Genomic DNA, 9,093 nt, shown 5'->3' on the forward strand with positions numbered 1-9,093 from the left:
AAGTGCCGACCCTTGGAGTGATTGGGGGGAAAATTCAGGGACTTTTTCCCTGAAAATTAGGTAATTGACCACCTGAAAATGGGTAAAACCCCAACCCCCAACCCCCAACCCCCACCGAAAAACTTTTTCAGCAGACCCTAATTAGCTATCGGTCGTCAGTATTCAGGAGATGGGAGTCAGTATTCAGGAGATTGTTTTTATTTATTCTCCCTGCTCCCCTCTCCCTGCTCTGACTTTTCCCGCTATCTTTTTAATTGAGCGATCGCTTGCTTTCCCCCTATCTCGAAGTCCTATTCTCTCGTTGGTCATTGTCATTAAGATTAGCTTATTGACAATTAAGAAGAGCCTGAAACCCTTATTCTGCCGTCGTTTTCAGACTTAACGGGAAAAGTAAGCTCCCTGCTCCCTTCTCTCCAATCACTACTGGCAGCCAGAAATACGTCAGGTCTCTATCATACTTTGTGCTTTTTGTCAAAAAAACTTTTTTTTTGCAATAAAACTACACAAAAAAAAGATCATCGTTGTGGGTGAAATTGACTCATTTACCCGTCTTAATGAGGATTACCTTCTAGGTGTGGCAAGGGTTTCAACCATTGCTGCCCAAAAAAGCACAGGACAAGCCATTATGAAATTCTATAAAATCGCTGTTACCATTGCAACATCGTTGTTAAATGAAAATCTTTCTCAATTAATTTTTAAGAATTTGTAAATATTGCGGAATGTTAATTTAAATATTCTCAAGATTTTGGAGTCAATCAATAACTTTTGCTTATCTTTGTCGGAAAATAGGACTCTTGCAAAAATCCAACATCTACCATTGCGTTAGGAGTTAGGAGTCGGAAGACAGGAGATAGGAGTCAGGAGATTATTTTTATTTATTCTTCCCCCGCAACGCGCACGCAGTGACCCCCCCACACCCTACACCCTACACCCCACACCCTCTTTCAAGTCAGGAGACAGTATTCAGGAGACAGCTTTTTTCTACCCGGCTCCCTACTCCCCTGCTCCCCAACCCCTATTTTCCGTCTAAACTTTTGTATAGGGATAGTCTGGGAAAGTATGGATAGCTCTTAGACTAATTAATTCGGGACTCACATCACAATATAGACTATGGCTTACTATTGGTTTAAAGCATTTCACCTGATTGGGGTAGTTGTTTGGTTTGCGGGACTATTTTATTTAGTACGTTTGTTTGTCTATCATGGGGAGGCAGCAACAGAAACGGAACCCGCACAAGCTATTCTGAAAGCGCAATACGAGATCATGGAGAAGCGACTCTACAATATCATCACCACACCGGGGATGATTGTCACCGTGGCCATGGCGATCGGTTTAATCTCCACAGAACCGGAAATTTTAAAATCGGGATGGTTACATATTAAATTATCCTTTGTGGCTCTTTTACTGCTCTATCATTTCTACTGTGGTCGCATCATGAAAAAGCTAGAAAAAGGGGAATGTAATTGGACGGGACAGCAATTTCGGGCATTAAATGAAGCACCAACCCTGTTATTGGTAGTTATTGTCCTTTTGGCAGTATTTAAGAATCAATTACCCCTCGATTTGACCACTTGGTTAATTGTAGCTTTAGTGGTATTGATGGCGGTGACAATCCAACTTTATGCTAAAAAACGTCGCAAAGATCAAGAAAAACTTCGGCAAAATACTCCCCAAAAAGAAGAAGTAGCGACCAGGTAAATTATCTCAATCATTCCCTAGGTTTCTAGGATAACAGTTAAGAGTGGTTTGACAGCTGTGGGATGGACTAAAAAGACCATCCCCATTGTATAGGTAGTAACGTTTAGCTTTTAGGTTTTTGGCTTTTTGCTATTTTTGAGCTTATACAAAAACTATTTTTAATAGTGTGATGAACTCCCAAGCTATGGATTGTTTCTCCCTGCTCCGGCGCTCCGCTGCTCCCCGATACCTTTTAAACAGGATTTATTATTATAAACCTCTTGCATAATTAATTTTTCAGGGTTCAAAAACGGCAAAAATAAGGATTAAATTGCCTAAAATCTGTAAATAGACCATTTAACTGATTATTATTTATTCTTAATTCTCCTGACTCCTGGCTACTGACTCCTAACCCTAACAACAATTTTTGATTTTTACAAGAGGTCCTATGAATAGTTGCTGGATAGATTGGGAAAAAATAACTAGAGATTTTCTGAGTTCCCGCAAGCTCAGACAAGTTGCTGAATTGCGAGGATTCTATCGAGTTAATCCCTCTGGTATTCCTAGAATTCCCCCCGATTTAGAATTGAGAGACTACCAAAATACAGCGATTATCAGTTGGTTTCGTAATCGGGGACGGGGAACTTTAAAAATGGCCACTGGCAGCGGTAAAACTATTACTGCTTTAGCTATTGCCATGGAACTTTACCAAGCGATAGAACTGCAAGTATTATTAGTAATTTGCCCCTATCGTCACCTAGTCAATCAATGGCAACGAGAAGCGGAAAAATTTAATCTTAAACCGATTTTAGCCTACGAAAGTGTCCATACATGGCAAAGTCAACTAGCCACAGAGTTATATAATGTGCAAGCGGGTAATCAAAAATTTGTCACTATTTTAACTACTAACTCAACTTTTATTAGCGAGGGGTTTCAATCACAAATAAAATTTTTTCCCGATAAAACTTTAATCGTTGGTGATGAAGCACATAATTTAGGTTCCCCCCGATTAGAAGAATTATTACCCCGTTCTTTAGGTCTAAGATTGGCTTTAACCGCCACTCCTGAAAGATATTTTGATGAGGAAGGAACTGACGCTATTCTTGATTATTTTGGGCAAATTCTACAACCAGAATTTACCCTAGCTGATGCTATTAGTAAAGGAGCTTTAGTCAATTATTTTTATTATCCAGTCTTGGTTGAATTAACCGACGGTGAGGCTTTATTATACGCAAAATTAACCCAAAGAATCGGCTGGAATTTGCAGAAAAATAGTAATTTAAATAGTAATGAGAACCTCACCGCTTTGTTAATGCAAAGGTCACGATTAGTTGGTTCAGCAAGTAATAAATTACAGGCTTTACAACAACTGATGCAAAAGCGGTTAGATACGGATCATACTTTATTTTATTGTGGGGATGGTTATGTGGAAAATTATACTGCTAATTATCGTCGTCAAGTAGAGGCAGTTACTCATTTATTGGGCAATCAATTAGGTTATCGAGTTGCTACCTACACCGCAGAAACTTCCCTAGAAGAACGAGAAAAAATTCGCCAACAATTTGAGGAGGGTTATCTACAAGGATTAGTGGCAATTAGATGTTTAGATGAGGGGGTAGATCTGCCATCAATTCAAAACGCAGTCATTCTCGCTAGTAGTGGTAATCCTCGACAATTTATTCAGCGTCGCGGGCGAATATTGCGACCCCATCCCGATAAAAAACAGGCCACTTTATTTGATATGATTGTTATGCCACCGACCTTAGATCGAGAAACCTGGGAAGTAGAAAGGAATTTATTACGCAAGGAATTAAAACGCTTTCTAGAGTTTGCCCAATTAGCTATTAATGCTCAAGAAGCTGAGACTAAATTAGGGGAGATTCAAGATAGATATTGTCTTTTGTCTAATTAAAACCTGAAAAGTTAAATCTTGGCAGCTTTTATGCTAGAATAGAGGTTAGTCAAGAATTGATCTGAAAGTCAAGATAGATCGCCGAGAAAAATTAACCCAAGCGAATAGCGATCAATAAAGTTGTATAATTTTCTTTCCTCTACTTCTAAACTTCTATGTCTCCCCGTCAACAACCCCGTCGCATTGCTCGAGAACTTGCCCTTTTGAGTTTAAGTCAGATTAAAGGCAATCCTGAAAACCTAGAACAGCAAACTTTAAACGATTTAATTTTAGTCGCAGTTAGAACCTTAACCCTGGAAATTCAAGAAACCTTAGAAACCGCTGCTGCCGAAATTAGTCGCGGTAATGAACGGATTCTCGCTAGTGATACTAAGGCCACAAATCTAAAAAGCGCCCAAACTATGGTACAAGAAGCAATTTCTCTTACTCACAATGCCATTAATCGTTTAGGAACCGTGATAGATTTTCCCGAAATTGTTCAGTTATCTAGTCAGTACGAAGTGCGGGAATATGCCCTAGAATTAATCGGTACAGTCTATCGTCGTCGTGCGGAAATCGAACAGGAATTAACCGGCGCTTTAGTGGATTGGCAACTACATCGTTTACCAAGAATCGATCGGGATATCCTCCAAATTGCCGTCGCAGAAATGCTCTATCTCGATCTACCTCAAAAAGTAGCGATTAATGAAGCGATCGAATTAGCAAAACGTTATTCTGATGATGAAGGTTATCGCTTTATTAATGGTGTTCTCCGACGGGTAACGAATAAGCTCAATGAATCAGAAAAAGCCGTATCTACCCAGAGTTAACCCCGAAAGAAATTAATACTACAATGACCACATTTTATAGGGAAATTTCTGTAAATTGATATTGTAGTATCGCTCATCTCCCGTGACTTCTTGGCCGATCCAATCAGGAATAGTAATGACTTGCTCCTCTTGTTCTAGCTCAATTTCAGCCATAATCAAACCTTGATTATCCCCCAAAAATTCATCAACTTCCCAAGTTAAATTATCCAGAGAAATGCGATGACGAATCTTTTCAATTAAAGGTTTCTTACAGAGGTTTTCTAACATGAGCGCCGCATCTTCTAGGGGAATTGCATACTCGAATTCTGGGCGACTAATGCCCTCAGTCTTGCCTTTAATGGTTAAATAACCCCGATCTCCAACTACACGAACTCGCACAGTTGTCAATCCATCTTGGGTGGGAATATATCCCTGACGATACAACTTGCCGGTCGCAAGCGATCGCCAAGAATCCCCTTTAACCAGAAACTTCCGTTCAATTTCAACAGTCATAAGCTTTTGATGGCAATAAATTTAAGCCGTAGCCACGGCAGCAGCTTGGGTTCCTAGTTGAATTAACTCGATCTTGTAGCCATTAGGATCTTCCACGAAAGCAATCACGGTAGAACCGTGTTTCATCGGGCCCGGTTCCCTGGTGACATTGCCACCAAGAGCTTTAATTTTCTCACAGGTGCTATAGATATCATCCACCCCCAGGGCAATATGACCGTAAGCATTACCGACTTCATAGCGATCGACTCCCCAATTATAGGTCAGTTCGATGACAGCATGATTAGCTTCATCACCATAACCGACGAAAGCGAGGGTAAATTGACCATTGGGATAGTCTTTCTGGCGCAATAACTTCATTCCTAGCACATCGCAGTAAAATTGTAGAGATTCCTGCAAGTTATTGACCCGGAGCATGGTGTGTAAGAGACGCATGATTATTTTTAGATGACATCGATCGAAAAATTACTCATCCTTGATTGTAACCAGTCCTTGTGCCTTCTTATCTCCTTGAGGGTCAATAATTATACCAATACGGGTGTACGGAAAACTCACCGGTAAAATCACCTACTCCCAAAAGCGATTAATAGCTGTAACCAAAATCACATTTTTGGCCATACCTAAATCACTATCTAGAGGATTTTCTCGGACTATTGTGTAGTTAGTGGTAAAGTTAGTTAGGTCAAGACATTTTTGATCAGGAGTTTTCTGGAAAAATTGTGAAGGTAGTAGTTAGTAGTAAATTTTCACTGGTTTCTGAAAACCCCTTTCGACTTGATTGACCTATAGTTTAATAAAGCCTCTGTGACTGCAATAAATGTTAAATATTTAGGGGAGTACAGAACAGAGAAATTGAGACGGGTTAAAGCTATGCGTTTTTATTTAGAGTATATCAATCACTTAGGTCGTTTACAGAAAAAATCCTCTCATCGTCGTCTGCAAGCGGGTTTCACGATTACAGAAGTCTTACTGGCAGGTTTGATGATGCTGATTGCCGTCTTCGTAGCGGGAAATGGCTTGATTAACCTGCTCAGAACTAACTATCGAGCCAATGCCGATAGTGAAATCCGGAATAATCTTAATCGTACTCTAGAGTTTGTTTCAGATGAAGTGAGACGAGCAAAAATTATCGCTAAGTCTCAAGCTGAGATCAAACCAGTACCTGGTTGGAAAGATATACCAGGAGCGCCGCAAGCAGTTCTAGCTTTCCAAATTCCTGATCCCAGCAATCCCAATAATCTGCTCGTTAAACAGATCGTTTACTATACCAGAAACCCTGAAAATAGCTTGACCGGTCCGCGAGTCTTGTGGCGCTATGGTCCGAACTTGAACGCTAATGGCAACTATGAGATTTTTAATTACATACATTCCCCTGTCACCGATATGTTAGGATCGGCTGCTGTTAACCGTGATTGTCCTGCGAATTTTAACCGAATCCCCGCCAATACTGACGATGTGGGCGGTTTTTTTGCCTGTGTTCACGAAGATCGTAATCGAGTGATTTTGAATGCCAACGCTCAGGTAAATATGACTACCAATGAGAAAGTTGAATACTCTGTCAGTACCACAGTTTTCCCGAGAGCTTGTCGAGGATTTTGCGACCTAGACGACTCCACCTCTTTTTATCAGACGAGCGGTGGGGGGTCTGTGGACGCCCCAAGTCTACCCATCGTTATCGTGCCGGCAACTGTTACAGCTAAAGTTATTAAAGGAACAACTTGTACATTCAGTACTTCCAGTCCTCAATGCGGTGTTCTTACTGCACCTAACGACATCAACTTGCCCAATGGGGAACCGGAAAAACCTTTGGATTCACCTGTTGATGCAAATGCTGGAGATGCCATTATGGTTTATGTGGATGGCCTTCGTAATGCCCATATTCTTGATACCCGATTGCAGAAACCAACCGTAGCATATACCTCTGATACCGGTTTACCCTCAGACATCAATATCGATCCTCTTACTAATAACCAAATTTTATTCGTGTTAACGAATACAAGTACTCCACCAACCTCCTATCAGATTTTAGTAACCATTACACCCAAGTAGCTAAACTTATGGCAATAAGCTGAAACCTTGATGTTATCCTGGTTAGCTAACCCTATTCCTTCTCGGAAATCATGGCCAAATCCCCCTTAACTGGAATGAGGTTAAATAGGGTTTGCGGCAAAAAGCTTTTCGGTGGTGGCAGGGTGTGGGGTGTGGGGTGTAGGGTTTTACCCATTTTCAGGGGGTCAACTACCTAATTTTCAGGGAAAAAGTGCCTGAATTTTCCCCCCGATCACCCCAATCACTGGCACTTTTTGATGGGAAAAAAGTCCAAAGGACGATCCTGGGCAAAAAATCTAACTTAAACAGCGAATTGCCTCCAATAAACCCCTGGCTTTGTTGAGGGTTTCTTCATACTCTTTCTCCGGCTCAGAATCAGCTACTAACCCTGCTCCCGCTTGCACAGAAACCAGATAATTTTGATTACCTTGGGGACGAACAATCATAGTACGAATCGTGATGGCACTATTTAACTGTCCCTCGAAATCGTAGTAACCATAAACCCCTGAATAGGGACCACGACGACAGGGTTCCAATTCATGAATAATTTCCATGGCGCGAATTTTCGGGGCCCCACTGACGGTTCCAGCCGGAAAACAAGCTTTTAATAAATCCCAAGCACTTTTATTGGTTGCTAAATCCCCCACCACATTACTAACAATGTGCATAACGTGGGAATAACGTTCAATTATCATTAATTCATCCACTTTGACCGTACCTCGATCGCACACCCGACCTAGATCATTTCTCCCCAAATCCACTAACATAATATGCTCGGCAATTTCTTTGGGATCTTGCAATAAATCCGTTGCTAAAGCTTGGTCTTCACTGAAGTTTTGTCCCCGGCGACGGGTGCCAGCAATTGGTCTGACCGTAGCCTTTATTTTACCTAATTCGTCCCGTTCTGCCTTAACCATCACTTCAGGACTAGAGCCAATAATTTGCCAATCCTTAAAGTTATAAAAAGCCATGTAGGGAGAAGGATTAATCAGACGCAGGGAACGATATAAATCGAAGGGATGACCCTGATAATTGGCATTTAAACGCTGGGAAATAACCACCTGAAAAATATCCCCCGCTTTGATGTAATCCTTCGCTTTCAGGACATTTTGACAGAATTTTTCCTGAGTTGTATTGCTTTCATAGACTAATTCTTTTCCCTGACCAACTGGTAATAATTCTAGGGTTTTGGCATTAGTTGGTAGGGGTAATCGTAACTTCAGAACTAACTGTGTCACTCGATCGCAGGCCGCTTGATAAGCGGCCGCTAAATCGGGATTTTTACCCCGGATATCGGCATAAGCGATCGCCCATATTTTCCGTTTAACTTGATCAAAAATAATCAGATTATCCACCTGCATCCAAATACCATCCGGTAGATCGGCATCGGTAGCGGGATAAATAGGTACTCGCGGCTCGATCCAATTAATTAATTCATAACCCCAAAAACCAAATAAACCCCCTATTCCGGCGGGTAATTGCGGCAATTTAACCGGCACGATCGGGGCTAAACATTGGGTTAAAATCTCGAAAGGATCCCCCGAAAAAATCTCTTGAGAACCATTGCGAAAACTTTGGGTGGTGGTGTTTCCCCGCGCTTCTAATACCCAGACGGGATCGCCTCCTAAAAAGCTGTAGCGTCCCAAGGTTTCGCCCCCTTCCACCGACTCTAATAAAAAATTGTAGGCTTGATTGGCACAAACTTTATACCAGGCCGAAACGGGTGTTTCTAGGTCAGCGATCCATTCTTGATAGACAGGAATAAAGTTACCTTGGCCAGCGAGTTGACGAAAGCGATCGAAGTCGGGGAAGATCATATTTTGATGGTTCAGGAAACGGATAGCACAACACTTGTAGGGGAGAAAACGGAATTTTGACATCCTCGCCGCCCTAAAAGTGCGGCGATTCCTAAACCTCACGATTTAAGTTTCTGCTTCAACCACCGTTGCATACCACGGTTAAAAAACCATGTACTGTCTTACACAAAGTCCACAGACTTTCGCTCCATTTCAGAAGCCCGATTCCGTGTGTCCCACGGTACGGTTCTGACTAAACGCTTCTTGTACTTGTTGCGCGCGACTTTTTACCCGGACAAGCTCTTCTGAACGGAACCCCCTAAGCCGATTTTTCAAGGTGCTGTCCGCCCACTTGGTTTTC

The 9,093-nt window shown here is 41.6% G+C and carries 9 protein-coding genes; 5 read left to right on the forward strand and 4 right to left on the reverse strand.

The annotated features are described in order from the left end of the window. The first annotated feature begins 523 nt into the window (after positions 1–523). The 4 genes from IM479_RS09005 (at position 524) to nusB (ending at position 4,398) form a co-directional block, all read left to right on the forward strand. Positions 524–709: a hypothetical protein gene (locus tag IM479_RS09005; protein ID WP_287684921.1), complete on the forward strand. Its 186-nt coding sequence runs from the start codon at positions 524–526 to the stop codon at positions 707–709. 401 nt (positions 710–1,110) lie between these two features. Continuing rightward, complete coding sequence (gene hemJ, locus IM479_RS09010; RefSeq protein ID WP_286824591.1) at positions 1,111–1,698, forward strand: protoporphyrinogen oxidase HemJ; 588 nt, start codon at positions 1,111–1,113, stop codon at positions 1,696–1,698. 427 nt (positions 1,699–2,125) lie between these two features. Then, positions 2,126–3,589: a DNA phosphorothioation system restriction enzyme gene (locus IM479_RS09015; RefSeq protein WP_287684922.1), complete on the forward strand. Its 1,464-nt coding sequence runs from the start codon at positions 2,126–2,128 to the stop codon at positions 3,587–3,589. A gap of 155 nt (positions 3,590–3,744) precedes the next feature. Next, complete coding sequence (nusB, locus tag IM479_RS09020) at positions 3,745–4,398, forward strand: transcription antitermination factor NusB (protein WP_286824593.1); 654 nt, start codon at positions 3,745–3,747, stop codon at positions 4,396–4,398. A gap of 18 nt (positions 4,399–4,416) precedes the next feature. On the opposite strand, the gene IM479_RS09025 is transcribed toward nusB, so the two are convergent. Then, positions 4,417–4,890, reverse strand: a complete 474-nt coding sequence (locus tag IM479_RS09025; RefSeq protein ID WP_287684923.1) for a CYTH domain-containing protein — start codon at positions 4,888–4,890, stop codon at positions 4,417–4,419. 21 nt (positions 4,891–4,911) lie between these two features. After that, on the reverse strand, positions 4,912–5,322 hold the full coding sequence (gloA, locus tag IM479_RS09030) for a lactoylglutathione lyase (protein WP_002796773.1): 411 nt from the start codon (positions 5,320–5,322) through the stop codon (positions 4,912–4,914). 435 nt (positions 5,323–5,757) lie between these two features. Here gloA and IM479_RS09035 point away from each other — a divergent pair, with 435 nt between their 5' ends. Next, complete coding sequence (locus IM479_RS09035; protein WP_287684925.1) at positions 5,758–6,936, forward strand: PulJ/GspJ family protein; 1,179 nt, start codon at positions 5,758–5,760, stop codon at positions 6,934–6,936. 52 nt (positions 6,937–6,988) lie between these two features. On the opposite strand, the gene IM479_RS09040 is transcribed toward IM479_RS09035, so the two are convergent. Both IM479_RS09040 and trpE read right to left on the reverse strand, forming a co-directional pair. Then, on the reverse strand, positions 6,989–7,111 hold the full coding sequence (locus IM479_RS09040; protein ID WP_287684926.1) for a hypothetical protein: 123 nt from the start codon (positions 7,109–7,111) through the stop codon (positions 6,989–6,991). Between the two features lie 121 nt (positions 7,112–7,232). After that, a complete protein-coding gene (gene trpE, locus IM479_RS09045) occupies positions 7,233–8,753 on the reverse strand; it encodes an anthranilate synthase component I (RefSeq protein WP_287684931.1) in 1,521 nt (506 codons plus the stop codon). Positions 8,754–9,093: the final 340 nt, after the last annotated feature.

Origin of the sequence: Microcystis sp. M165S2 (genome assembly GCF_020245885.1) — a bacterium.
Taxonomy (GTDB): Bacteria; Cyanobacteriota; Cyanobacteriia; order Cyanobacteriales; family Microcystaceae; genus Microcystis.

Bases quoted from the DNA above. Each gene is read 5' to 3' on its own strand.
- IM479_RS09035 (WP_287684925.1), top strand. From the start codon at position 5,758: ATGCGTTTTTATTTAGAGTATATCAATCACTTAGGTCGTTTACAGAAA.
- nusB (WP_286824593.1), top strand. From the start codon at position 3,745: ATGTCTCCCCGTCAACAACCCCGTCGCATTGCTCGAGAACTTGCCCTT.
- IM479_RS09025 (WP_287684923.1), bottom strand. From the start codon at position 4,890: ATGACTGTTGAAATTGAACGGAAGTTTCTGGTTAAAGGGGATTCTTGG.
- IM479_RS09040 (WP_287684926.1), bottom strand. From the start codon at position 7,111: ATGGGTAAAACCCTACACCCCACACCCCACACCCTGCCACCACCGAAA.
- IM479_RS09015 (WP_287684922.1), top strand. From the start codon at position 2,126: ATGAATAGTTGCTGGATAGATTGGGAAAAAATAACTAGAGATTTTCTG.
- trpE (WP_287684931.1), bottom strand. From the start codon at position 8,753: ATGATCTTCCCCGACTTCGATCGCTTTCGTCAACTCGCTGGCCAAGGT.
- hemJ (WP_286824591.1), top strand. From the start codon at position 1,111: ATGGCTTACTATTGGTTTAAAGCATTTCACCTGATTGGGGTAGTTGTT.
- gloA (WP_002796773.1), bottom strand. From the start codon at position 5,322: ATGCGTCTCTTACACACCATGCTCCGGGTCAATAACTTGCAGGAATCT.